The following is a 25,632-nucleotide window of genomic DNA, read 5'->3' as shown; positions in this document are numbered from 1 at the left end:
GAGACAAAGGGATAACAATAATACTGTAGGTATGCAAAACTTTGGCATTGTGGTACATGGGGGCGCAGGGCCCGATTCGGAGCATATACATCAAAATGAAAAAGGCTATCATGAAGGCTTGCAGGCAGCATTGGATGCCGGCTATTCGGTATTGGAAGAAGGGGGCTCAGCTATAGATGCTGTGGAAGCAGCCGTAAATGTTTTGGAAAATAACCCCTTGTTTAATGCAGGCCGCGGGTCGGCCATCAACCAAAAAGCACAGGTAGAAATGTGTGCCTCCATCATGGATGGCAGCAATGGCAAATCGGGAGCAGTGGCCATTGTACGCAATGTCAAAAACCCGGTAACCCTTGCCCGTGCGGTAATGGAAAAAACCAACCACATTTACCTGGGTAGCTATGGGGCGCTTGATTTTGCCAAAAACATCGGCATCAGCCTGGAGCCGGACGCTTATTTTGTAACCGAATACCAGTACGATTCATATGAATCTGCCCGCAAGGAAGCGGATGGGAATACACAGGACACTGCACTGGAAGAAATAGGCTCCCGCATGCATGGAACGGTAGGAGCAGTGGCGGTAGATAAAGAGGGCAATGTAGCTGCTGCCACATCAACAGGAGGTACCGAGTATGCCAAAGAAGGCCGTATTGGGGACAGCAGCATGATTGGCGTGGGCTCCTATGCCGAAAACGAAACCTGTGCAGTGTCTACAACGGGTGACGGCGAATACCTGATCAAGCGGGTAGCGGGACATGAAATTGCATCCCTGGTTCGATATGCAGGTTTAGGCGTACCAGAAGCGATACATCGTTTTATCCATATTGACAATAAGGGTACGGAGGGTGATATGGGTATGATTTCTATAGACCGGGAAGGGAATTTTGGAATGGCGTTTAATTCAGAAAGGATGCACCGGGGTGTAAAAACCAATGATGGCTATACCGGCACATGGATTTATCCATAATGAAAATGTTGACTAAAAATGTAAACTGGTGTTGGTATCAGCGATAAAGGATATACTGCCTTTTCACTTTTCCAACACCAGTTTTTTATACCCCAAAAGGATAAGTCTCCGGCATTTTTTGGTTGTGTGCTTCACCATGCAGCGGGTGAAGCGCTTTGGTTTGATCCAGGAAAATAAACCCGTCGTAACGTTCGGGTACCAGGGTAGCCACGTAGTTGCCAAACTTTTCGTATTGCGGGCGGTATACCACGCCGATGGCGCGGTGGCCAAGTCTTTTTTCTGCCAGGACCGATTCCCTTAAGTCGTCACTTAAAAGCAACCGGTTGCCACCCGCTGCATGCAGATGGTATTCCCAACTGTTTTCCCTCGCTTCCGGCACTTCCATTACCTGTTGCGGGGCGCCCCAACTGGTGGCAGCCATCACACTGCCTGCATAACTGCCGAACCCCAGCAGAAAAACATCCCCCTTGCCGTACTGCTTCCGTGCCAGTTCCCCGATATTGTACATCCCTTCATCGCTCATGCTGGTGGCCCGGGCATCACCGATATGGGTATTGTGCTCCCATACAATGGCCTTTGAATCGGGACCATGCAATTGCATCAGCCGCTCCAGGGTTTCGGCCATATGGCTGTCGCGGACATTCCAGGATGCTGCACCACCGCCAATCATAGTGCGGTAATATTTTTCAGCATTAACGGTTACCAGCGCATTTTGCTCAGCAGCAAAACGTTCTTCAGCATCGTCCCCCCGGCCGTCCTTTTCCCGCTGAAATTGCTGTAGTAAATGGACCACTTCCTGCTGGCACCGCTGCGGCACTACCTGTGCGGCGTATGCATAAGAGGTTTCATCATCTTTGTAAGGCGCAAAACAACGGAATGCTTTTTCCGCCTGATGGAGTGCCTCTGGGTCATTGGCTGCCAGGTACTGGCGCACCGCCGTAAGCGAATCCCAAAGGCTATATACATCCAGGCCGTAAAACCCGGCCTGGTTTGGCCAGCTCTTTCCTTTGTTATACTGGTGCAACCATTCCGTAAGCCCCGTGATTTCCCAGTTGGCCCACATCCAGGTAGGCCACCGGTCGTAGCCACGAAGTACTGCTTCGGCCGAAGACCCAGCGCCTTCCTTGTGTTTGATATAACGGTTGACGGCATAACAGTCAGGCCAGTCGCCCTCGACACCTATAAAATTGAAGCCGTAATCAGTGATCAGCTTCTTGGTGATATAAGTGCGCCAGGTATAATATTCATGCGTACCGTGCGATGCCTCGCCCAGCATGACCACCCTCGCCCTGCTCATTTTATCAAAAAGTGGATCCAGGTTTTTAAAGCCATCCAGCACCCTGCCTTTCTCGCTAATAACCTGTTGAATTTTCTTTTCCGTTGCACTGAAATATCCTTTGCTCATAACCCTGTGTTTTGCGGGCTGCCCGCTTCCTGCTTTTTCACATACAGTTCGCGTACAGCCACCATGATCAATGCTACCAGTGGCGTAGCTAAAATGATACCCATTACACCCAGGAGGGTGCCCATCAGCAATTGTCCCATCAGGATGAGGGCAGGAGGTATTTCGATCATCTTGTTTTGGATATAGGGTGTGATCAGGTTGCTTTCCAATGCCTGCACCAGCAGGTAAAGGCCTGCAACATACAGTGCAGTGTTGCCTCCCTGCATCATACCTACCAGCACGGCAGGTATCATGGCCACCAATGGCCCTAGGTTGGGCACGAAGTTGAACAAGCCGGCAATGATGGCCAGTGCAATGGCCATGGGCACACCAATGATGGCGAGGCCTACCCAGGTAAGAACCGCCACCACCAGCATGGCAATCAGCTGGCCTTTAAGCCAGTGGCCAAGGGTTGTGTCCATTTCATGGAGCACATGGCGGGCGGTATCCCTGCCTTTTAAAGGTACCAGCCGCACCAGGCCACCAACATAGGTCTTGGGTGAGATGGTAAAAAAGATACCTAAGAAAAGGATGGCATAGAGGTCGCCCAGCACACCAAAGGACCCGGTAAAAAAGCGCTGTGCCGCAGGGGCGTATTTCTGGAGCGACTGGCCGCTTTTTCCCATACCGCCTAGCAGTCTTTTGCCAAGTGGGTTGGCCTCAATTTTCTGCCTTACATTTTCAATTGATGCGGGCAGGGTGTCGCTTAGTTCAGCAATCTGCAATTGCACCCTTGCTCCTATGAACCAGAACACCAGAACAAGGGATGCAATGCTGGCGATGATGGCCAACGCAAGGCTAAGGCCCTGCTTACATCCAGTTTTGCTCCTGATAATGCCAGCCAGCCGAAGGAAGAATATGGACACCAGGATAGCTGTAATGATGAGCAGGAATACGCGGATGGTATCCTTGATGATCCACAGAAGTATTAGGGTAAGGGCTACCATTCCTATGGTGCGCCATACTTTCTGGTCAAAAGCTTTCAGGTCGGGAGCTTGCATGGGCTTTGTTGTTGATGAAGAAAGCTGTTGGTAGGGGTAGCGGGTTCAAATAATTATGCCATTGGACCAAGTAGTATTTAATACAGCCCAGGCAGAAACAGAAGCCTAATTTTGCAAGCATAATATTTCGGTTTTGAAACATCTGTCGGCAGTCAACAAATATTTCTGGAAGTACCGTTTCCGTTTGGTGGTGGGCATATTCTTTATCCTGGTGTCCAACTACTTTGGCATCCTGGCACCCCAGGTTACGGGTTTTATCATCGACTTTGTACAACGTTCACTGCAGCTACCCGGCTACCGCCAGCACGACAATGTTCGGGCATACGATGTACTGGTGCAGCAATTTATCCATTGGGTAGAAGGTTTACAGTATTCAGTGGCAGGTATCGTAGCCATTGTAGGCATCACCATTATCCTCCTGGCCCTGTTGCGTGGTTTGTTTATGTTTTTCATGCGGCAAACCATCATTGTCATGAGCCGCCACATAGAGTACAACCAGAAGAACGAAGTGTTTGGTCACTACCAGCAACTGGATGCAGCCTTTTACAAAGCCAACAGTACCGGTGACCTCATGAGCCGCATGTCGGAAGACGTAAGTAAGGTGCGGATGTACACCGGGCCCGCTGTGATGTACGTCGTAAACCTTGTTTCGGTGATCTGCTTTTGCCTCTATTTTATGTTCCGCCGCGACGTGGCGCTAACCCTGTACGTGCTGGCGCCGCTGCCACTACTGGCCGGCACCATCTATTTTGTCAATACCATCATCCACCGGAAGAGCGAACAGTTGCAGGCCACCCTTTCATCGCTTACCACCAATGCACAACAGAGCTATGCAGGCATCCGGGTAATCAAAAGTTTTGCACAGGAAAGCGCCATGTACCGCTTTTTTGAAGACAATAGCCTCAACTACCGTTCACGTGCAACCGAACTTGCGAAAATCGAAGCCCTATATTTCCCGAGCATGACACTCTTTATTGGTTTGTCAACACTGGTAACCATAATGGTGGGCGGACTGGCTTATATCAATGGCTCCTCCAATATTGGCGTAGACACCATCGTGGAGTTTGTTATTTATATCAATATGCTCACCTTTCCCGTGAGCGCCATCGGTTGGACCGCCTCCATGATCCAGCGGGCGGCAGCATCCCAAAAGCGCCTGAATGAATTCCTGCTGACGCAACCAGCCATTGTACATGAACCAGGCGCGCCAAAGCCTGCCATCAGCGGTGAGATCCGGTTTGAAGGCGTCAACTTTGTTTACCCCAATACCGGCATCCAGGCACTCAAAGATTTTACCCTTCACATAAAGGCAGGCGAGAAGGTAGCTTTTGTTGGCCGCACCGGCAGTGGTAAAACCACGCTTGCCCAGTTGCTGCTCCGCCTTTTCGATCCCACCAGTGGTTCGATACTGTTAGGGAACCAAAATATCCAAAACATCGACCTTGCCCACCTCCGCCGCAATATTGGCTATGTGCCACAGGATGGTTTCCTGTTTAGTGATACGGTAGCCCAGAACATTGCCTTTGGCGAATGGCAGGCCAGCCAGGAAAGGGTAGCAGCAGCAGCTCATACTGCCGTGGTAGATGAGGAGATCAAGGGGTTTGCCAAAGGTTATGAAACCATTGTAGGCGAGCGTGGTGTGACGCTTAGCGGCGGCCAAAAGCAGCGGGTTTCCATTGCCCGGGCATTGCTGAAAGATGCACCCGTGCTGATCCTGGACGATTCGCTCAGCGCTGTAGATACCCGTACAGAAAAGACCATATTGGAAAGGCTGGATCAATACTGGCAGCACAAAACGGCCATCATCATTACCCACCGGATTTTCAGGCACCTGCAGTTTGATAAAATTGTGGTGCTGGACGAAGGACGCATTGCCGAAATTGGCACCCACGAAAGCCTGGTAAACAGGGGCGGTTTATATGCCGAATTGTTTGCACAACAGCAAAAAGGCGATGATGTTGCAAATAATTAAGTGAATTTGGCTGTTTGAAAAACATAATTATATTTGTAAGGAAGCTTTTTTGAGGAATAATCATTGGCCAAAACATTTAATCAACTGTAAAAACAACAACTGTGGCGTACGAGAACAACGACAAGAAAATGGAAAGCATTTACAGCAAACGAATCCGTGCGGGTAAACGCAGAACTTATTTCTTTGATGTACGGGCAACGCGTGGAAACGATTACTACCTCACCATCACCGAAAGCCGCAAACGTTTCAACGACAACGGCTACGATCGCCACAAAATCTTTTTGTACAAAGAGGATTTCAACAAATTCATCAAAGCCCTTACCGAAGCAGTTGATTATGTAAAAACAGACCTTATGCCCGACTTTGATTTCGACGCCTTCAACCACGATGAAGCGTACGAATTGGACGGCGAAGAGCTGGATATGCCTTCCACCACCATCATTTCAGAAGAAATCACCGTTGTGGTAAGCGAAGTGCCGGTAAGCGTTGCACCGGTTGCATCCGCCACCACTTCGGAAGAAGTAGACAAATGGTAACATTACGATAAACAAAAAAGCTTCCCTCACGGAAGCTTTTTTTATGCGCTGTACTTTAAAGGCATGGCGGCTGGTAAGTACCGGCCGCCATGCTCCATTTAGAGGTGATGCAATTTAGCGCATGGCTTTATAGGCATTGATCAGGCCGTTGGTAGAAGCGTCATGGGAGTTGATGGTGTCTTCCGTAACCAACTCGGGCAGGATCTTGGTTGCCAGTTGCTTGCCCAGTTCCACACCCCACTGGTCGAAGCTGTAGATATTCCAGATAACACCCTGAACAAAGATCTTGTGCTCGTACAAGGCAATCAATTGACCAAGAGTATAAGGTGTGATCTTTTTAATCAGGAAGCTGTTGGTAGGACGGTTGCCTTCAAAGATTTTGAAGGGAGCCAGCTTGGCCACATCTTCAGCACTCTTGCCTTGTGCCAGCAATTCCTGCTCTACTTCTTCTTCACCCTTGCCATTCATCAGGGCCTCGGTTTGTGCAAAAAAGTTGGACAACAGCTTCGCATGATGGTCGCCTGTGGGATTGTGGCTTTGCGCAGGCGCAATGAAATCGCAAGGTATGAGTACCGTACCCTGGTGAATCAGTTGGTAGAAAGCATGCTGACCGTTTGTGCCGGGTTCGCCCCAGATAACAGGCCCGGTAGCGTAATCAACAGGCTCACCATTGCGGTCAACACTCTTGCCATTACTTTCCATATTTCCCTGCTGGAAGTAGGCGGCAAAACGATGCAGGTACTGGTCATAAGGGAGAATGGCTTCGCTTTGGGCACCAAAGAAATTAACATACCAGATGCCGATTAACGCCATCAGTACCGGCAGGTTTTCTGCAAAAGCCGTGTTGCGGAAATGGAGGTCGGAAGCGTGTGCACCTTTGAGCAGACCTTCAAAGTTTTCATAACCTATGGTAAGCGCAATGCTCAATCCTATAGCACTCCACAGCGAGTAGCGACCACCAACCCAGTCCCAGAACTGGAACATATTGGCCTTGTCGATACCAAATTTCGTCACTTCTTTTTCGTTGGTGCTGAGTGCCACAAAATGTTTGGCTACATGCGCTGCATCGCCAGCCGATTGGAGGAACCAGTCGCGGGCCGTGAGGGCATTGGTCATGGTTTCCTGCGTAGTAAATGTTTTGGAAGCCACAAGGAATAGGGTTTCTTCGGCATTTACCTTTTTCAGGGTTTCTTCGATATGTGTGGCATCTACGTTGGAAACAAAATAAGGCGTGATGCCTGCTACCCAGTAAGGTTTCAAGGCTTCTGTAACCATCAGGGGACCCAGATCGGAACCGCCAATGCCAATGTTTACAATATAACGGATGGGTTTACCCGTAAATCCTTTCCATGCACCACTGTGCACCTGCTCGCAAAATCCTTTCATTTGCTGCAATACTGCCTGCACCTGGGGCATCACGTCTTCACCTGCCGAGTACATGGGCTGGCCGCTGAAGTTGCGGAGTGCCACATGCAATACAGAACGGCCTTCGGTTTCATTAATGAAATCACCATCAAAAAGGGCAGCAATGCCTTCCTTTAAACCGCACTCATGGGCCAGTGCCACCAGGTGGTCCAGGGTTTCCTGGTTGATGCGGTTTTTGGAGAAATCAGCCAGGATGTCTTCAAAACGGAAACTGAATTGTTCAAAACGTTGGGGATCCTGGGCAAACAGTTCTTTCATTTGAACTGCTTTCATTTGCCCTGCATGTGCCTGCAAAGCCTGCCAGGCCGCAGTGTTGGTGGGATTGGTGCGTGGAAACATTAGTTGCTTGTTTGCTTTATTGCTTAAAGGGCCTTGAAGATACTGATGGTTTGGTTAACCATGGCTTCACTTATGTCCAGGTGGGTTACCAGGCGCACCTGCATGGGTGCAATGGCATAGGCCAGTATTCCTTTTTCTTTGAGTGCAGCTACAATGCCCGAAGCTGTATGCGGTGCAGCCACTTCAAAAATCAGGATATTGGTTTCAACGGGCAGCACCTTAGAAACCCAGGGGAGCTGCTCCAGCGTTTCGCCCAACAGGGAGGCATGGTGATGATCTTCTGCCAGCCTTTCAATATGGTGGTCGAGGGCATAGCTTGCGGCAGCGGCAATAGAACCGGCCTGGCGCATACCGCCACCAAATAGTTTACGCACCCTGCGTGCTTTATGGATGAAATCTTTGGGGCCCAACAGCACACTGCCAACCGGTGCGCCCAAACCTTTGCTGAGGCAAACGGATATGGTGTGAAACTGGGCACCCATTTCCGAGGGGCTTTGGCTTTTTGCAATGAGGGCATTAAAAAGGCGGGCGCCATCCAGGTGCAGGGGCAAACCATTGTCATCGGCCACCTGCCTGATGGCTGCAATATCTTCCAGGTTGTAGCAACTCCCGCCGCCCCTGTTGGAAGTGTTTTCGAGGCTGATAAGTGCCGTGCGGGGTTTGTGCACATCGTCGGGGTTGATGGCTTCGCGCACCATTTGTGCAGTTACCAGTCCCCGGTCGCCCTGTAAAAGCCGGACCGACGCACCTGAATTGGCGGCAATACCCCCCCCTTCGTATTGATATATATGTGCGGTCCAGTCGCAGATCACTTCATCGCCGGGACGGGTATGCACCCGGATGGCAATCTGGTTGGTCATGGTGCCGGAAGGGCAGAAGAGGCCGGCTTCCATTCCAAACATAGCCGCTGAACGTGCCTCCAGGGCATTTACCGAAGGGTCTTCTCCAAAAACATCATCCCCAACAGGGGCAGCATCCATGGCTGCCTTCATACCCGCTGTGGGCCGGGTAACAGTATCGGACCGGTAATCAATCAACATTCCCAAAAATTTGGCCGCAAGATAAAGAAGCATCGCCCAGCTTCAACAGGCTTTTGCCGCTTATGGCTAACTGCCGCCGTTTACCACAAAGGAGCCAGGTAGCCGTAACCTCTTTTAAGGTGTTGCGTCCCATTCATCAATCAACCACTTACCATTTATCCTTTCCAAAAGCCGTTCGTTAGAAAACAATGTACTAAGCTTTGCATAGTACCTATGTTTGTGAAGTAAATAACAAGTACAAGTACTAATACCAACACATATGAGCAAGTTTTTCACCCTTATTGCAGCTGCCGCCTTCTTTGGATCACCGGCTTTTGCGCAAAACCAAGGCGGCCCTGCCACCATCAAAGGTACCGTAGGTGATGCGGGCCAGCGTAAAATTGAAGCTGCTACCATTGCCCTGCTGAAAGGCAAGGACTCTTCGGTGGTAAAATATACCGTTGCTGATGCTGCGGGCAAATTTGCATTCGACAACCTGACTCCCGGCAAATACCTGGTACTGGCTACATCGGCAGGTTTTACCAAAAAATATTCGGAGGCATTTCAACTGGCAGATGGCGCCCGTTACACCTTGCAACCCCTTGTGCTTTCGCCAGCCACCAAGGACATGAGCGGCGTTACGGTTACTGCCCGCAAGCCAATGATCGAACAAAAGATCGATCGTACAATAGTAAACGTAGAAGCATCGGTAACCAACGCGGGTAACAATGCTTTGGAAGTACTGGAAAAAGCACCTGGCGTAACGGTTGATAAGGACGGTAACATCAGCCTGAAAGGAAAAGATGGCGTAATGGTACTGGTGGATGGTCGGCAAACCCAACTGGGTGCCGCAGACCTGGCCAATATGCTGCGCAACATGAATGCCAGTCAACTGGAACAGGTTGAGATCATGACCAATCCACCTGCAAAGTTTGACGCCGCCGGTAATGCAGGCATCATCAACATCAAAACCAAAAAGCTAAAGCAGTTTGGGTTTAATGGTTCGGTTAACCTGGGATACGGTCAGGGCGTACTGCCTAAATACAATGAAGGCCTGAACCTGAACTACCGCAAGGGCAAGGTGAACCTGTTTACCAACCTGAGCCACAATGGCCGGAAGGGTTTCCAGAACCTGGATATCCAACGCAACCTGATCAGCGAAAACTCCAAGGAACTGCTGTACTACTTTGACCAGAAAGCCAAATTCACCAACAGCAATAACTCCTATAATGCCAAGATAGGAGCAGACATTACCCTTTCTTCCAAAACCACCATCGGTGCTGTAATCGGCGGGATGTCCAACCCTGGGGAAGGGTATAGCAATACCACCTCGCATATTTCCGATGGATTGGGCAAGCTGCAGGAAATCACCCGCTCGCATAGCACCGGTTCCAGCACCTTCCGCAACCTGACCACCAACCTGAACCTGCGCCACCAGTTTGACAGCACCGGCCGCGAGCTGACCTTTGACGCCGATTATCTTACCTATAAAAACCGCGACAACCAGGCACTGTTCAACGCTTATGGCAATGCCTTTGGTATCCCCATCCGGAAAGGTGATACCCTTTATACCTACCTGCCCCAGGATATCGATATCTATACCGCCAAAGCCGACTACCTGCAGCCCCTGAAAAAAGGTGCCCGTTTTGAAGCAGGCTTAAAAACAAGTATCGTACGTACCGACAACAATGCCCGATTTGATACCATGAACAATGGCACCCGTGTGTACGATGCAGGCCGGAGCAACCATTTTGTTTACCGCGAAAACATCAATGCTGCTTATGTAAACCTGAGTGGTCCCATCAGCAAAAAATGGAATGGCCAACTGGGCTTGCGTGCCGAACATACCAGTGCCACCGGCAGGCAGCGCACAACGGGCGAATCGTTTACCCGCGATTATGTAAGCCTGTTTCCCACCGCATTTGTACAATACGCCGCCAGCGAAAAGCACAATTTCGGGCTGAACTATGGCCGCCGAATCCGCCGACCCAACTACGAAAGCCTGAATCCTTTTATGGAATACATTGACCGGTATACCTTCCAACAGGGCAATCCCAACCTGAAACCCCAGTTCAGCCACAATATTGAACTGAGCCATACCTACCGCCAGTTTCTGACCACAACGTTCAACTACACCCGCACATCGGATATCATTCAGCAGGTGATCGAGCAAAATGTAGAAGCCAAGGAAACTTTTGTAAAACAGGCCAATATCGCCGATGCACGCCAAATGGGTATTTCGGTAAGCGCCCAGGTGCCCATCCGCAAGTGGTGGACCAGCAGCCTGTATGTAAACGCCAGCGACAATCGCTTTGAAGGAATTGTAGACGGATCGAATGTGGTGGTAAAAGCCAGGATGATCATGCTCAACGGTTCGCAGCAGTTTAAGTTGAGCAAAACATGGAGTGCTGAACTGAGTGGCTTTTATCGCACCCGTGGCCTGGAGGGTGTGATCCTCACCAAACCTGTAGGTGTGCTGAACTTTGGTGTAGGCAAGCAGGTAATGAAAAACAAGGGCAGTGTTCGCCTGAACGTTCGCGATGTGCTGTACACCCAGAAGTTCAAAGCCATTACCCGCTATGGCAATGTGGACGCTGCTTTCCAGGAATACCGCGACAGCAGGGTTGTAAACCTGAGCTTCACCTACCGGTTTACCAAGGGCAAACTCAATGGCGGAGCGCCCAAACGCCGCACCGGCAGCTCAAGCGACGAAGCCGAGCGGGTAGGTTCGGGCAATTAAAAGGAACCCAAACATCACCCAAGGGGTACCAGGCCGCTGGTGCCCCTTGGCTTAAATGCATGTTTTACGGGAGCCAAATAGTATTCCTACCATTTAAAGCATCTTATAACCATTGGTAGTACTACGCTTGTTTCCGGGCCAGTTAAGTTTTACCTTCCATGTACCATCTACACGAGCTTGTAGGATATTTTTTGAAATACCAAGAATTCGAATAAAATTCAAGAAATACAGAAAATAATTGCACGAAATATTTGCACAACCCGAATTTGTTTGTACTTTTTCAAAAATTTTGTGTTTTTCTCATGTGAACTTCGGCCCCGGTCTCTACTGGGGCTTCTTTATTTTCAGCACTATATCAAACCGGTAATTGCCCATACCGCGAACGCTGCGTTTGTTCCCATTTTACGCCCAAAGATTGACCAGAACCAATAAGGCCTACTGCTTTAATTCTTTTGCAAACGTGTAAAATGTTGTAATTCTGCAACCTGAAATTTTCAAATTATGCCATCCTTCGATATCGTTAGCAAAGCTGATTTGCAGCTGCTGGACAACGCTGTAAATGTTACCCGAAAGGAAATCACCAACCGCTTTGATTTTAAAGACGCCCATGTGGTACTGGAGCTGAACAAAAAGGATTCGAAAATCGACGTGGAAAGCGGCAGCGAGATGCAGATCGGTCAAATCATCGATGTACTCATCAGCCGCACCATGAAGCAGGGTATTGATGCCGCAGCTTTGGACACTTCAAAAGATGCCTATACCAGCGGCAAAACGGTTAAAAAGGAAGTGCCTGTACGCAATGGACTTAAGCAGGAAGACGCAAAAAAAATTGTAAAGCTGATCAAGGACAGCGGCATGAAGGTGCAGGCAGCTATTATGGATGATACCGTTCGGGTTACCGCAAAGAAAATCGACGACCTACAGGCAGTTATTCAACTGTGTCGTGGCGCCAACCTGGACCTGCCCCTTCAGTACGTGAATATGCGGAGTTGATTAACAAAAAAGCTTTTGGTGGCATAGGTGGTGCGCCTTAACTTTGCGGCTTCGCAATTTTACCTTGCGGCCAAAAGATAATCGAGTATGTAGGGTGTCCAGCAGGGATATTTGGCATGCTCCCAAACAAATACAACATGAAAAAAGATTTGCATCCTTCAAGCTACCGTTACGTAGTTTTCAAAGACATGAGTAATGGCTATGCTTTCCTGAGCAAGAGCACTGCCCATTCTAAAGAAACCATTCAGTGGGAAGACGGTAACGAATACCCCGTTATCAAATTGGAAATTTCCAGCCAGTCGCACCCCTTCTTCACTGGTAAGAACGTACTGGTGGATACCGCTGGTCGTATCGACAAGTTCAACAAGAAATACGCGAAGAAATAAGGCTACCTGCCTTGATTATAGTAATCCCGCCCTGTGCGGGATTTTTTTATGCCTGCCAGTTGCAGGCGATGGGCTAACTTCCCACCGGGCAAAAAGCCAAAGAGAGACTGGCGCACCAGGGCCTGCCAAGAAGCAGGCAAGCAACAACAACTTTTTCGTTTTTAGCCCAGCTAAACAACCTGTATTAACCCATTTGCCAGCACCAGCCAGGATATGAAAAAGATCGTCTTTACCGAAGAATTCTGCCAGCCCGAAAACCTTTTTCCTTTTACCCTCACCCGCCAGGTGCAGGATATCAGGGTGGGTATATTAACCATTCGCGAGAAGTGGGAACTGGCACTGGGGCTCCCTTCCTTCGATAAATTTGAAGAAGATTATAAAGACCTGGATCGTTCCATGGTACTGGACCAGCAAATAGGGAAGGACATCGTGTACCTCCTGCATGGGAATATTCTGCCAACACCCGGGCTGGTGAAACTGGTGAAGAAACTAAAACCTGGTGAGTGCATTTCGGCGGGCGGAAAGGAAAGCGTAGCCTATTGCATTTCGCGCTCCGAAATTGTGGATGCCAACAAAATCAAAGTGTCCAAAGTGCTGGAACTGGACGAGGAAGTACGGGAGATCTGCTATCCCTGGGACATCTTTCAACTCAATGCATTTGCTATTGGATTGGACTACCGGCTGCTGACTAAAAACAGGCAATCTGCCAGCCTGGATAAAACCAGTACGGTAAGCGGAGCTGCCGGTTTATTTATAGAAAAAGGAGCGTTGGTTAAACATGCCATTATCAACTGCGAGGACGGTCCTGTTTACATTGGGAAAAACGCCCTGGTAATGGAAGGATGCCTGCTTCGCGGCCCCCTTTCCATTGGCGAAAACGCCGTGGTGAAAATGGGCACCAAAATTTACGGCGCCACTACCATTGGCCCGTCCTGCACCGCTGGCGGCGAAATAAAAAACAGCATTTTGTTTGCCAACAGCAATAAGGCCCATGATGGTTACCTGGGCGATTCGGTAATAGGAGCGTGGTGCAACCTGGGTGCGGGCACTACCAATTCCAACCTGAAGAATAATGCATCCTGCGTACAGGTATGGACCCCAAAAGGCGAGCAGACCGTTGGCCTTAAATGTGGCGTGATCATGGGCGACTACTCCCGCACAGCCATCAACACCGCTATCAATACCGGAACGGTAATCGGTGTTTCAGCCAATGTATTTGGACAGGGACTGACGCCTAAATTTATTCCTTCATTCAGTTGGGGCACCGACGGTATCGAACGCTACCGTTATGATAAAGCATTGGAAGATATTGCCAACTGGAAAGCCCTTAAAGGAGGCGCCATTGCTGAAAATGAAAAAATCATCCTGAAGCATATCTTTGACCACTACTGAAATTCGGGATTTTCAAACCATAACCAAGCTTCATGACCCGCTTCGAATACAAAGTGCTGGATGTACCCGCCAAAGGTTTTTTTGGCGGTAAGATCAACTACCAGGAACTGGCCGATAAGCTCAACACGCTGGGAGCCGATGGCTGGGAGTTGGTTAGCAGTACGGATACAAATATGTACGAAGGCGCATCCCGGGGCATCATCCTTATTTTAAAACGACCCATCAATAATTGACACCTTTTATGAGAAAACAAATTGCCGCGGCAAATTGGAAAATGAACCTCTCTTACCAGCAGGCAGCAGGCTTGCTGGACGAACTGTTGGCCCAACAAATTGAATTGGCGCCCAACCAGGAAGTGATCTTTGCCGTTCCCTTTCCTTACCTGGCCATGGCTAAGGAGAAAGTAGCCGGCAAAACCAATTATTTCGTTGCAGCACAAAACTGTTCGGACAAAAAAAGCGGTGCCTATACCGGTGAAACTTCTGTTGAACAATTGCAGTCGATCGGTATCGGGCATATCGTTATCGGTCACAGCGAGCGCCGCGAGTATTATAATGAATCGAATGCCGTGCTGGCCACAAAAGTAGACCTCTGCCTGGCTGCAGGTGTAACCCCGATTTTTTGCTGTGGCGAGCCCCTGCCCATCCGCGAGGCTGAAACCCAGAATGCATTTGTGCAACAGCAACTGGAAGAGTCGCTTTTTCACCTGACTGTCGAACAGGTAAGCAAAGTGGTGATTGCTTACGAACCCATTTGGGCGATCGGTACCGGCAAAACCGCCAGCACCCAGCAGGCTCAGGATATGCAGCAACACCTCCGCAAGGTACTGGCCGATAAGTTTGGTGCCGATGTAGCCGATGGCATCAGTATCCTGTATGGTGGTAGTGTAAAGGCCGCCAATGCCGTTGAAATTTTTGCTTCACCCGATGTTGACGGTGGCCTGGTAGGCGGCGCTTCGCTGCAGGCAGCGGAATTCACCGCCATCATCCAAGCCTTGAAAAAATAAGTACACCGGTTACATACCACCTGATCATAACCCGGAGCAGCCAGGCCTTGTTGCGTTTCCTGGACCTCCGGGTGGTGATCAATGAAAGATCCATATATCCCCTGCTTCAACAGGAAGCATTGTATATTCCTTCCCACCAGCAGGTACTTACCCTCGTGGTCACGGATGGATTTCACATAACACCCCGACTGGAGGTTCCGTTACCTGCAGGAAAAGTTTGCAGGCTGTATGTGGGTTGCCGCATCGACAATGAACAACTCCTCATTGGGCTTTTATCTACCATCCTTTTTTACTGCACCGCACTTTTTTCCGGTTGGCTGTGGGCAAGGGTAATTACCCTGATGCCCCTGTTGTACGGTTTGTACCAGTACTACTTTAGGCGCAGCCAATTTCTTACCGTACGTATACAGCAAGGGTAATCAGCATTAGTAATTGCTTTGGCAAGTACGTTGTAAAAGCCCGCAATCAAAAGGACTTACTGCTCTTTAAACGGTAACATAAACCACCCCTGCACCTTACCTCTTTTGTGCAACCGCTTCCATCGCTCTTTACCCATTTTACTAAAACCTTATAACTTGTACCCTGAACCAACGAATACCAATGCCCCGTTTACTGCTCCTGTTTGCACACCCTGCGCTGGAAAAATCGCGCATACACAAAAGACTGATCAGGGAATTGAAAAGCATCCCACAAGTCACCTTTCATGACCTGTACGAAGCCTATCCCGACTTCAATATTGACATTGCAACCGAACAGCAATTGCTGCTTTCCCACGACATTATCGCTTTCCAACATCCCTTTTACTGGTACAGCGCACCAGCCATCATCAAACAATGGATGGACCTGGTGCTGGAGCATGGCTGGGCCTATGGCAGTGAAGGCAGGATGCTGGAAGGGAAAAAAGCACTGAACATCATTTCAAGCGGAGGTCCCAGGCATGTATATGCGCCGGAAGGACGAAACAGGTTTACCTACCGGCAGTTCCTGGCCCCATTTGAGCAAAGCGTGCGGCTTTGCAAAATGGATTACCTGCCGCCCTTCGTTGTACCCGGTACCCACAGGATGGAGCAACAGGATCTCGAAACCTTTGCTGCACTGTACCGGCAGGCATTGATCCTGCTCACTGCAGGAAATGCACCAACCGACCCCGGTGCCGAACTGCTGAACGACCAGTTAACCTCTTCAGGCATCTTAACCCACTAAGCCATGGACCAACAAACATTTTTAACCCAGGCAATGATTTTCCTGGCTGCTGCAGTAATCATGGTTCCTATTGCCAAACGTTTGGGTTTGGGATCGGTACTGGGTTACCTGCTGGCAGGTATTATCATCGGTCCGGCAGTATTGGGATTGATCCACAATGATAGCGGCGATATCATGCACGCAGCCGAATTTGGCGTGGTGATGATGTTGTTCCTTATAGGCCTGGAGCTGGAACCCGCTTTGCTGTGGCGGTTGCGCAAATCCATCATTGGCCTTGGTGGTTTGCAGGTTTTGCTATCCGCAGTAATCATCGCAGGTATCAGTTTTGGTTTGGGTTTGCCCTGGCAGCAAGCTGTTGCTTTGGGCCTGATACTTTCGCTTTCCTCTACGGCCATTGTCTTGCAAACCTTACAGGAAAAAGGGCTGATGCAACAACCTGTTGGCAGGCATTCTTTTTCGGTTTTGCTCTTCCAGGATATCGCAGTCATTCCAATGCTGGCATTGTTCCCGCTTTTACAAAACCTCCCGCTGGGTGACGCTACCGGCGATGAACACAGCACCCTTGTAGATGGATTACCGGCATGGCTCCAAACCCTTGTGGTTTTAGGGTCTGTTGCCCTGATTATTGGTGCAGGTCGCTTTGTGGTGCGCCCCTTATTGCGGCTGGTAGCCAAAACAAGACAGCGGGAAGTATTTACCGCCACGGCTTTGTTGCTGGTAATTGGCATTGCAGTATTGATGATGCAGGTAGGATTGAGCCCGGCACTGGGCACGTTCCTGGCCGGTGTTGTTTTGGCCAACAGTGAATACCGCCACGAACTGGAAAGTGACCTGGAGCCCTTCAAGGGTTTGTTATTGGGGCTATTCTTTATAGCCGTTGGTGCTTCTATCAATTTTACGCTCGTGGCAGCACAACCCCTTATTATTGGCGGGCTGGTGCTGGGCGTAATGGCAGCAAAAGCGGTGGTGTTATACCTGCTTGGCCGCAGTGCAAAACTATCCCTGAACGACCGGTTCCTTTTTGCTTTTGGCCTTAGCCAGGTAGGTGAGTTTGCTTTTGTGCTGCTCACTTTTACCAACCAGCATGGCATCTTGCCGCAGGAACTCACCAGCCTGATGGTAGCTGTTGTAGCACTAAGCATGGCACTAACGCCTTTGGCGCTTTTGGTTCATGAGCACCTGCTTGCAAAAAGACTGCAACCAGCAAATGCATCTGCCAGGCAGCAGGATGATGCCATCGATGAACACAACCAGGTGATCATTGCAGGCTTCGGACATTTTGGGAATACCGTTGGACGCTTTTTAAGGGCACACAAAATTGGCCTGACCATCCTCGACAACGATGCTGACCGGGTGGAGTTGCTGCGCCGTATGGGTTTTAAAGTATACTACGGCGATGCGTCGCGTCATGAATTGCTGGCTGCTGCCGGTGCCGAAAGTGCAAAATTGATCATCATCTGCCTGGAGCCTTCCGAAAAAAGGCTCGAACTGATTGAAACAATCAAAAAGCATTTTCCCAACCTCCGGATGCTGGTAAGGGCCAGCAATCGCTACGATGCCTACGACCTGATGAATGCAGGTATGCTCCACATTTACCGGGAAACGATGGATACTTCCCTTCGTGTGGGTGTAGATGCGATGCGCTTCCTTGGGTTCAGGGCTTATACCGCCCAGCGTGCCGCCAGTTTGTTTTTTAAAAAAGACGAAGCCAACCTGCGTAAACTTTCTGCCATCCGCGATGAAGAGGAATACATTCTTTCTGCCCGGGAGAAAATAGAGGAACTGGAAAAACTTTTGCAAACAGATATGGTGCAAAACATGCAGGATATAGAAAGGGGCTGGGATGAAGAAAGCCTGATAGATGCAGCACACCGTGCTTCAGATGCGACTGTTCAACCCTAGTTGAAAGTGCGAAAGAAGGGTATACAACAAGAGATTGCTAAAAGCCTTACTGTTAGAAAGAGGAACCTTTGTTTTGCAAGTAGGTTGTTTTACAAAATGCTATTGCAAACTTCCAACAAGTAGCCTTTCATTTACCCTTATTTTTTCTTCAGCTAGGCGGAGCTCCGCCACCAAAAAATCAGGTCCGGCAAGCTGCTGTTAATTATAAAACAAGCGGCGGGCACTCCCCTTATTTTCGTAGCTTTGCCCGTTCTTAAAAGCGCATAAACAGCTACATGAAGCATATCCGGAATTTTTGCATCATTGCCCATATCGACCATGGTAAGAGTACCCTGGCCGACCGATTGTTGCAATCCACCAACACCATTTCCGAAAGGCAGATGATGGACCAGGTGCTTGACGATATGGACCTGGAAAGAGAAAAAGGGATCACCATTAAGAGTCACGCCATCCAGATCAACCATATCCACAAGGGGGAACAATATACCCTCAACCTTATTGATACGCCTGGCCACGTTGACTTCAGCTATGAAGTGAGCCGGGCTCTTGCTGCCTGTGAGGGCGCACTGCTGCTGGTAGATGCCGCACAGGGCATCCAGGCACAAACCATTTCAAACCTTTACCTGGCCATCGAAAATGATCTGGAGATCATTCCTGTAATCAACAAGATTGACATGGACGGTGCCATGATTGAAGAGGTAAAGGACCAGATTATCGATCTTATTGGTTGCAAACCCGAAGATATCCTTTTAGCTTCAGGCCGTACCGGCCTGGGCATTGAAGGCATCCTGGAAGCCATTGTGGAGCGTATTCCTGCCCCGAAAGGCAATCCTACCGATCCGTTGCAGGCCCTGGTATTTGATTCGGTTTTCAATTCTTTCCGTGGTATTATCGTTTACTTCCGTGTATTGAACGGCACCCTCCGTAAAGGTGATAAAGTACAATTTGTTTCTACCGGCCAGGTGTATGATGCTGATGAAATTGGCATTTTGAAACTTGGTCTTGAAGTAAAGAAAGAAGTAGGTGCAGGCGATGTAGGTTACCTCATCACTGGTATTAAAAACGCCAAGGAAGTAAAAGTAGGTGATACCATCACCAATGCATTGAACCCCACCAAGGAGCCCATCACAGGTTTCCAGGAGGTAAAGCCAATGGTGTTTGCGGGTATCTTCCCGGTAAACACCGATGAATTTGAGGAACTGCGCGACTGCATGGAAAAGCTCCAGCTGAACGATGCTTCCCTCACTTTCGAACTGGAAACTTCCCAGGCACTTGGCTTTGGTTTCCGATGCGGTTTCCTTGGATTGCTGCATATGGAAATCATCCAGGAGCGCCTGGAGCGGGAGTTCAACCAAACCGTAATTACTACGGTACCCAACGTAAGCTTTATCGCTTATACCACTAAGGGCGAAAAGGTGATTGTAAACAACCCTGCCGAAATGCCGGATCCTGTGCGGACAGACCGCATTGAAGAACCATTTATCAGGGCCCAGATCATAACCAAGCCAGATTATATTGGCAATATCATGACCCTTTGCCTGGGTAAACGTGGTATTCTGATCAACCAAAGCTATCTTACCCCAAGCCGCGTTGAGTTGATTTTTGAAATGCCACTCACTGAAATCGTATTTGATTTTTACGATAAGCTGAAAAGCCAGACCCGGGGATATGCTTCTTTCGATTATAACCCCATTGGTTACCGCGATGCAGATATCGTGAAGATGGATATCCTGCTGAACAACGAAAAGGTAGATGCCCTCAGTGCGTTGATTCACCGCAGCCGCGCTCATGAATTTGGCCGCAAGCTGTGCGAAAAACTGAAAGAGTTGTTGCCCCGTCAGCAGTTCCAGATTGCGATCCAGGCTGCCATTGGCGCCAAGATCGTTGCCAGGGAAAACATTTCCGCCATGCGTAAAGACGTTACCGCCAAATGTTATGGTGGTGATATCAGCCGTAAACGCAAACTGCTGGAAAAGCAGAAAGAAGGTAAGAAGCGGATGCGCCAGATCGGTAACGTTGAAGTACCACAGGAGGCCTTCCTCGCTGTACTGAAGTTGGATGATTAGAATTATCTAGTATACCATAAACAACAAAGGCCAGGAGTGATCCTGGCCTTTGTTGTTTATGGTAGTTGCAGTGTTTTCGACCGTTTTAGCCTTTTAAAACTATAGCGAAGTAGAGGTTGCTCTTTGGAAACAGTAAGATGCGTACAATAAGCTTTTTACAATTAGGCATTTAAAACAAGCGTTCACTATGCTCCAATCACTAATCGCCAATACCCAATATCTATTAACGAAGCAGGTTACTGCTTCCCTTTCCTTACCTTATTTTTCTCCGACTGCTGCTGCAATTTGGCATCGTTGCGGTTACCGCCGGCATCAAGGATTGGATCGGGAACCGGTGCCTGCCCATCCAGTAGCTTTTCGGTAAATACTTTATTGATGTGCACCCATTTTCCATTTTCCCATTTAAACCCTTCATAGTCGCCATCCGGAATAAAGGTGTAGGGTTTATCATCCTCTTCCGACTCTGAAACAAGGTGATCTACCAGGATGACATTCAGGTCGGGGTCGTAGTTCACCAATGCGCTTGCTTCTTTTTTGTATTCAATGCTGTACCGTTGCTGGGGCGCCCGCTTGGCACTGTCGCGTTCAAAACTGAATGGTGCACCGCCAAAAACAGGCATGCCCTTTTCATCGAGGTGCATTACATCAATCCACTTCTTATTGGAGCGTACATTGTTGTCGTCAAAACCAAACAAGGTATAATAAGGCTTACCGTTGTGCGCTGTTTTAATGATGTTGTAATACACCGCACCAATCCAATTGTCTTTAGTCCGGAGCGAATCGTGTGGCTTTTCAGTAAACTCAGAGTAGTCGCGCAAGGGCACCAACTTCAGCGATCCATCGGGAGTACGGAATTGAATGGCTGCCCGCTGACGCGAATAGAAATCATCAAAAGAAAGGGTCCAGCTGAAAATGCGGAAACTGCTATCCGGTGCATAAACTTTCCCGATACCCTGCACGGAATCGAAAGGATAGAAAAATGAATGCTTAACCTGCAGGCTCCGGATAAGGGTCCGGACAAAAAGGCTGTCGTTACGCATCCGGCCAGCAGTGAGCGAGTCAACGATCAGGCTTTTGGCAAGGGTTTTCAGGCTGTCTTCTTTAGCACGAAGCACCTGCCTTTGTTGGGCCGACAAAGCTGGCTGTGCCTCCACCTGCAAAGCGGCAGCAAAAAAACTGAATATAAAAAGGAGTTTGCGGATCATAGGCTTGAAACGGATAACGAAGTTGGGATATTATGTTCAAAGGTTATCCTAAGATTAGCGGCACCGATTAGTACACCAGTGTAGGGTTAAGGCGAGGAAGCGCAGCTACCCTGGAAAACTAGCTTTTTACGGAAACTGCAGCCAAGTCTATGATAGCCTGTACCATCCGCTCCCAGGAATACTTTTGCTTTTCCTCTTTGATAAAAGGAGCAAAATGATCAGCACCCAACGCATAAAACCGAAGCAAGCCATCAGCAATTGCCTTTGGTTCAGGTGCTGTCACCAACCCAACCTTTTCATGGGGCACAAGGTCGGGCAGCCCCCCTACATTGGTCACCACCATCGGCTTTTCAAAATGATAGGCGAGTGGTGTAACGCCACTTTGGGTAGCGTTGCGGTAAGGTTGTACCACGCAATCGGCGGCACACAAATAATATTTCACCGCTTCATCAGGAATAAAATCATTGTGGAGCAACACCCTTTCCTGCAATTGAAGCCGTAGGATCTGCTCACGGTAGGGGGCTTCCTCTTCGTAAAACTCACCGGCAATCAGCAGGCGGATACCGGCAGCTTTTACCCGTTCATCTGCCATAGCTTCCAACAGCAGGTCAAGCCCCTTGTATTTCCTGATAAAGCCAAAAAACAGGACCAGCTTGTCGCTTGGTGGAATAGAAAGATGTGCACGGGCTTCCTTTTTGCCCACAGGTGCGCCAAAATGGTCGTATAAAGGGTGGGGCAGGAGGGTTACCGGCTTGGTGGTATTGAACTGTAGCAGGTCCTTGCGCACCTTTTCGCTCATCACCAGAAAAGCAGCACAGGCTTGAAACAAGTAGCGGGTAAAAGGACCATCTCCCGGACGCTTTTCGTGGGGCAGCACATTATCAGCCAGGCATACCACGCGGGTCTTTTTGTTGCGGGTAGCCAATCTCAAGATACTTCCCAAGGCAGGCGCCATGAGGGGCAACCAGAAACGAACCAGAATAATATCAGGTTTTTGTGCAGCAATCCATTGTGCCGTGCGCACCCAATTGAGCGGATTGAGCGAATGTACCAGTGGCTTTATATCAACACCTACAGGTGCCGGGCTTTTGCTGTATTGTGTTTTGCCCGGAAAAAGAAATTCCGGGTACTGGTATTTGAACGAAACGATGGTACAGCTATGCCCTTCAGCCGTGAAGGCTTTTGCCAGCCTTTCGTTGAAAGCGGCAATGCCACCACGCAAAGGGTGCGCAGGTCCCAGGATGATAATACGCTTGCTCACAACCCGGTCTTTTCTTCAATCAGGTAAGTATTACGGCCGGGTGCATTACGGGTTACCAGCTCGGAGATAAAGCCTGCCAGGAAAAGCTGCATTCCAATCACCAGGGAAGTGAGTGCCAGGTAAAATGCAGGTCGGTTGGTTACCCACACTTCATCATTGAAAATTTTTGCAATGATGAGGTACAGTGCGCTGAAAAAACCAACCAGGAAAAACAGGGTACCCCATAGGCCGAAAAAATGCATTGGCCTTTTGGAAAACTTGCCTACAAAGGTGATGGAAAGCAGGTCGAGGAAACCGTTTACAAAACGCTCCCAGCCAAACTTGGTTATACCGTACTTCCGGGCACGGTGCTCCACCACTTTTTCACCAATTTTCCGGAAGCCCGCCCATTTAGCCAACACTGGTATATAGCGGTGCATTTCGCCATACACTTCAATGCTTTTTACCACCTTTTTGCGGTAAGCCTTCAGTCCGCAGTTGAAATCATGAAGGTGTATTTTAGAAACCTTGCGGGTAACTGCATTGAAGAATTTGGAAGGGATATTTTTCGTCAGGGTATTATCGTAACGCTTCTTCTTCCAGCCACTCACGAGGTCGTAGCGCTCCACCATGATCATGTAGTACAGCGCGGGTATTTCATCAGGCGAGTCCTGCAGGTCGGCGTCCATGGTAATCACCACATCGCCCTGTGCAGCCTTGAAGCCCTCATTGAGGGCAGCCGATTTGCCATAATTGCGCTGGAAACGGATGCCTTTTACGGCAGCGTCTTCAACACGCAGGCGTTGCACCACTTCCCACGAGTCATCGGTACTGCCATCATCCACCAGGATCACTTCATAGCTATACTGGTGGGCACACACACGGCGTATCCAGGCACAAAGTTCGGGCAGCGACTCTTCTTCGTTGAAAAGCGGAACGACGATTGATAAATCCATTAGTGCGTTTCTTGGATAAAAGGATTGTTGGGTTGCTTTTTTGTTGCGGCAGCGCCAATCAGGGAACCAATGGCACCCAGGATGATCATGAAGATCATGGAACCACCCACAATGCCTACCCAAAAGAACTTTCTGGAAATTTCAATAGCCTGGTCGATCTGCTCTTCGGTGAGTTTGGGATTGTCCTCCATCTGCTGGCGGGCCATTTCAAAACTCTTTTCCTTCAGGTCGGGAAAAAGCAGCAGGAAGATCACCGAAAAAGCAATGGAGATAATCGTAAATACAGCCGTTGATTTAAAACCATAGGCAAAGAGGTTTCCAAAACTCAGGGTGTAGTTGTTGGCTTTGCCATAAGCGCGTATCAGCAGGAGCAGGCCAAGGATAATTACCACCGGTTGGATGAGCCCTGCACCGGGGTTATTGGACAAATTCATGAACTGGATAATGGTAGATGCCACCACCAGGATACCTGCGATGATCAATCCTCCCTGAACATGGGTAATTGGTTTTTGTTCTTGCATGAATTTTATTTATTTAAAATGATTTGTCCCTTGTTGATAATGCCCGCGATTTTACCCTTAAGGCTCTGGCCATGAAAAGGGGTGTTTACCGATTTGGAGCGGGTGTCCGATACGTTTACCTGCCATACTGCATCCATCTGAAACAGGGTTAGGGAAGCAGGTGCGTTTTCGGTTATGCCAGCACGTTGCAGTCCAAATATCTCCCTTGCGTTGGTGCTGAAAAGCTCCGCGAGCCTTGTTGCAGTAATATCAGGAACAGCAGTACGCACAACTCCAAATGCGGTTTCTAGGCTGGTCATACCATTGCGGGCATATTCAAACTCCACGATCTTGCTATCCTTTTCGTGGGGTTGGTGATGCGAAGCAATACAATCGATACTTCCATCCAATACACCCTGGCGCAATGCATCCCGGTCGGCAGCGCTCCGTATGGGCGGGTTAACCTTTAGGTTGGTATCATAACCCTGCAGGTCCTCTTCGGTAAAATAAAGATGGTACGGCGTGACGGAACAGGTTACTGCAAGACCTTCTTCTTTTGCCTTGCGAACCAGGTGGAGGCTTTTGGCGGTACTGATACCGGTAAAATGAATTTTACCACCAGTATACCTTACCAGTTTAATATCGCGGCTGATCATCAGTTCTTCAGCAATGGCGGGTTTGCCTGCAAGTCCCATTTGGGTAGACACCACGCTTTCATTCATCAGGCCATGTGCAGATATGGATTTATCATCCGGCACCTGAATCAAAACTGCATCAATAGCTTTAAGGTATTGCAACGCTTTCAACAGGATGCCCGAGGGTTGTATGGCGCTGGTGCCATCGCCAAAAGCGAGGGCGCCGCTGTTGCGCATATCATACATTTCAGAAAGCTCTTTGCCCTCAATATTTTTGGTTACAGCTCCTATGGGATGCACAGACACCGGCAGGAATCGGGCGCCCTGTACCAGGTACTCTACCGCTGCACGATTGTGCACGGCGGGTTGGGTATTGGGCAGGGAAAAGATATCGGTGTACCCACCAGCGGCCGCCGCAGCAGCACCTGTTTGCAGGGTTTCCTTGTGTTCATAACCCGGGTCGCAAAGACTGGTGAAGATATCAGTAAAACCCGTAGACACGCAAAGACCGGGTAAATCAACGATTGTTGCATTGCTGATTGCAAGATCATTTCCAATAGCCTGGATGATGCCATCACGAATGTGAAGGTCGGTATGTTGCTGGTGAAAAACGGATGCAGGATCCAGAATAAGGGCCTGCCGGAGCAAAATATTCATTAAGGGGCGAAGTTAAGGTATGGCAGCATTCCTTGCACCCAATGAAACCGG

General features: G+C 49.2%; 22 protein-coding genes. 13 read left to right on the top strand and 9 right to left on the bottom strand.

Annotated elements, in window-relative coordinates; all coding sequences use genetic code 11:
- Positions 1-31: 31 nt before the first annotated feature.
- Positions 32-964, top strand: a complete 933-nt coding sequence (locus tag BUE76_RS13940) for an isoaspartyl peptidase/L-asparaginase family protein (protein ID WP_073047317.1) — start codon at positions 32-34, stop codon at positions 962-964.
- 85 nt (positions 965-1,049) lie between these two features.
- On the opposite strand, the gene BUE76_RS13935 is transcribed toward BUE76_RS13940, so the two are convergent.
- Together BUE76_RS13935 and BUE76_RS13930 are read right to left on the bottom strand one after the other, a co-directional pair.
- Positions 1,050-2,369 (bottom strand): erythromycin esterase family protein, encoded by a 1,320-nt coding sequence (locus BUE76_RS13935; protein ID WP_083596675.1) that lies wholly within the window; start codon positions 2,367-2,369, stop codon positions 1,050-1,052.
- A complete protein-coding gene (locus BUE76_RS13930) occupies positions 2,366-3,409 on the bottom strand; it encodes an AI-2E family transporter (protein WP_073047164.1) in 1,044 nt (347 codons plus the stop codon). Before BUE76_RS13930 ends, BUE76_RS13935 begins: the two co-directional genes overlap by 4 nt.
- A gap of 133 nt (positions 3,410-3,542) precedes the next feature.
- On the opposite strand from BUE76_RS13930, the gene BUE76_RS13925 reads away from it, so the two are divergent.
- Positions 3,543-5,381: an ABC transporter ATP-binding protein gene (locus BUE76_RS13925; protein ID WP_073047161.1), complete on the top strand. Its 1,839-nt coding sequence runs from the start codon at positions 3,543-3,545 to the stop codon at positions 5,379-5,381.
- Between the two features lie 101 nt (positions 5,382-5,482).
- Positions 5,483-5,917 (top strand): DUF3276 family protein, encoded by a 435-nt coding sequence (locus BUE76_RS13920; protein WP_073047158.1) that lies wholly within the window; start codon positions 5,483-5,485, stop codon positions 5,915-5,917.
- Between the two features lie 114 nt (positions 5,918-6,031).
- Here BUE76_RS13920 and pgi read toward each other — a convergent pair whose 3' ends face one another.
- Together pgi and BUE76_RS13910 are read right to left on the bottom strand one after the other, a co-directional pair.
- Positions 6,032-7,681 (bottom strand): glucose-6-phosphate isomerase, encoded by a 1,650-nt coding sequence (gene pgi, locus BUE76_RS13915; protein WP_073047154.1) that lies wholly within the window; start codon positions 7,679-7,681, stop codon positions 6,032-6,034.
- Positions 7,682-7,704: 23 nt separating this feature from the next.
- Entirely contained in the window at positions 7,705-8,721 is a 1,017-nt protein-coding gene (locus tag BUE76_RS13910; RefSeq protein WP_073047151.1) for a threonine aldolase family protein, read from the bottom strand.
- A gap of 259 nt (positions 8,722-8,980) precedes the next feature.
- Between BUE76_RS13910 and BUE76_RS13905 the strand changes: the two genes are divergently transcribed.
- From BUE76_RS13905 to lepA, 10 genes are all read left to right on the top strand, one after another.
- Positions 8,981-11,440 carry an outer membrane beta-barrel family protein gene (locus BUE76_RS13905; protein WP_073047148.1) on the top strand — a complete coding sequence of 820 codons (2,460 nt, stop codon included), beginning with the start codon at positions 8,981-8,983 and terminating at the stop codon, positions 11,438-11,440.
- 501 nt (positions 11,441-11,941) lie between these two features.
- Positions 11,942-12,433, top strand: a complete 492-nt coding sequence (locus tag BUE76_RS13900; RefSeq protein WP_073047145.1) for a YajQ family cyclic di-GMP-binding protein — start codon at positions 11,942-11,944, stop codon at positions 12,431-12,433.
- A gap of 137 nt (positions 12,434-12,570) precedes the next feature.
- Positions 12,571-12,819: a type B 50S ribosomal protein L31 gene (locus BUE76_RS13895; RefSeq protein WP_073047143.1), complete on the top strand. Its 249-nt coding sequence runs from the start codon at positions 12,571-12,573 to the stop codon at positions 12,817-12,819.
- 213 nt (positions 12,820-13,032) lie between these two features.
- Entirely contained in the window at positions 13,033-14,211 is a 1,179-nt protein-coding gene (locus BUE76_RS13890; RefSeq protein ID WP_073047139.1) for a putative sugar nucleotidyl transferase, read from the top strand.
- 32 nt (positions 14,212-14,243) lie between these two features.
- A complete protein-coding gene (locus BUE76_RS13885; protein WP_073047136.1) occupies positions 14,244-14,444 on the top strand; it encodes a DUF4177 domain-containing protein in 201 nt (66 codons plus the stop codon).
- A gap of 8 nt (positions 14,445-14,452) precedes the next feature.
- Positions 14,453-15,217, top strand: coding sequence for a triose-phosphate isomerase (tpiA, locus tag BUE76_RS13880; protein WP_073047132.1), 765 nt, complete (start codon positions 14,453-14,455; stop codon positions 15,215-15,217).
- A gap of 47 nt (positions 15,218-15,264) precedes the next feature.
- Positions 15,265-15,636, top strand: a complete 372-nt coding sequence (locus BUE76_RS13875; RefSeq protein ID WP_143157444.1) for a hypothetical protein — start codon at positions 15,265-15,267, stop codon at positions 15,634-15,636.
- Between the two features lie 181 nt (positions 15,637-15,817).
- On the top strand, positions 15,818-16,420 hold the full coding sequence (locus BUE76_RS13870; RefSeq protein ID WP_073047126.1) for an NAD(P)H-dependent oxidoreductase: 603 nt from the start codon (positions 15,818-15,820) through the stop codon (positions 16,418-16,420).
- A 3-nt stretch (positions 16,421-16,423) separates the two neighbouring features.
- A complete protein-coding gene (locus BUE76_RS13865; protein WP_073047123.1) occupies positions 16,424-18,322 on the top strand; it encodes a monovalent cation:proton antiporter-2 (CPA2) family protein in 1,899 nt (632 codons plus the stop codon).
- 275 nt (positions 18,323-18,597) lie between these two features.
- Positions 18,598-20,388, top strand: coding sequence for a translation elongation factor 4 (gene lepA / locus BUE76_RS13860; protein WP_073047120.1), 1,791 nt, complete (start codon positions 18,598-18,600; stop codon positions 20,386-20,388).
- Between the two features lie 236 nt (positions 20,389-20,624).
- Here lepA and BUE76_RS13855 read toward each other — a convergent pair whose 3' ends face one another.
- The 5 genes from BUE76_RS13855 to BUE76_RS13835 all read right to left on the bottom strand — a co-directional run bounded on the left by BUE76_RS13855 (position 20,625) and on the right by BUE76_RS13835 (position 25,581).
- Positions 20,625-21,593 (bottom strand): hypothetical protein, encoded by a 969-nt coding sequence (locus tag BUE76_RS13855; protein ID WP_073047118.1) that lies wholly within the window; start codon positions 21,591-21,593, stop codon positions 20,625-20,627.
- A gap of 118 nt (positions 21,594-21,711) precedes the next feature.
- On the bottom strand, positions 21,712-22,854 hold the full coding sequence (locus tag BUE76_RS13850) for a glycosyltransferase (protein ID WP_073047115.1): 1,143 nt from the start codon (positions 22,852-22,854) through the stop codon (positions 21,712-21,714).
- Positions 22,851-23,789, bottom strand: coding sequence for a glycosyltransferase family 2 protein (locus BUE76_RS13845; RefSeq protein ID WP_073047112.1), 939 nt, complete (start codon positions 23,787-23,789; stop codon positions 22,851-22,853). The genes BUE76_RS13850 and BUE76_RS13845 overlap by 4 nt, the downstream gene beginning before the upstream one ends.
- The gene (locus tag BUE76_RS13840) at positions 23,789-24,310 is read right to left on the bottom strand and encodes a DUF4199 domain-containing protein (RefSeq protein ID WP_073047109.1); all 522 of its coding nucleotides are present in this window, start codon (positions 24,308-24,310) and stop codon (positions 23,789-23,791) included. Before BUE76_RS13840 ends, BUE76_RS13845 begins: the two co-directional genes overlap by 1 nt.
- Before the next feature lie 5 nt (positions 24,311-24,315).
- Positions 24,316-25,581: a dihydroorotase gene (locus tag BUE76_RS13835; RefSeq protein ID WP_073047106.1), complete on the bottom strand. Its 1,266-nt coding sequence runs from the start codon at positions 25,579-25,581 to the stop codon at positions 24,316-24,318.
- Positions 25,582-25,632: the final 51 nt, after the last annotated feature.

It is taken from the genome of Cnuella takakiae (assembly GCF_001953305.1).
GTDB lineage: Bacteria > Bacteroidota > Bacteroidia > Chitinophagales > Chitinophagaceae > Flavisolibacter > Flavisolibacter takakiae.
Note: the sequence above shows the minus strand (reverse complement) of the source record. Positions and strands in the feature narration are given on the sequence as shown.